1 protein-coding gene is annotated in these 302 nt (G+C 63.9%); it reads left to right on the top strand.

What is annotated here, in order from left to right; genetic code table 11:
* Positions 1–302 (top strand): Gp37-like protein (locus tag ON31_RS29360; protein WP_039818299.1); only part of this gene is annotated, 302 nt, incomplete at both ends.

Below are 302 nucleotides of genomic sequence, written 5' to 3'. Positions count from 1 at the left end.
CCGCAACGGCGCACGCTGGTCCGGCCGCCTCGACTCCTGCTCGCCAGAGAAGCGCGAGGACGGCACGAAAGTCCTTGTCGTTAACTGGCTTTCGGATTACGAGACGCTCAAGTGGTACACGGTCTGGAGTAACCCGTTCCTGCCGAGCATCCTGCAATTCCCGCGGGTTTTCATGCTCGCCGGTGGCGCGCGCTGGTGCCTGCTCACGGCCTTGCACCTGCAAGTCATGCGCGAGCAGCAGAACTGGTGGAATCTGCCCGACGACCCTCTCGACCCTGGCTCGTGGATACCGGCGCAGATGG

Source organism: Nocardia otitidiscaviarum NBRC 14405 (genome assembly GCF_000308635.1).
Taxonomy (GTDB): Bacteria; Actinomycetota; Actinomycetes; order Mycobacteriales; family Mycobacteriaceae; genus Nocardia; species Nocardia otitidiscaviarum.
This window is presented reverse-complemented; position numbering and strand designations above follow the sequence as displayed.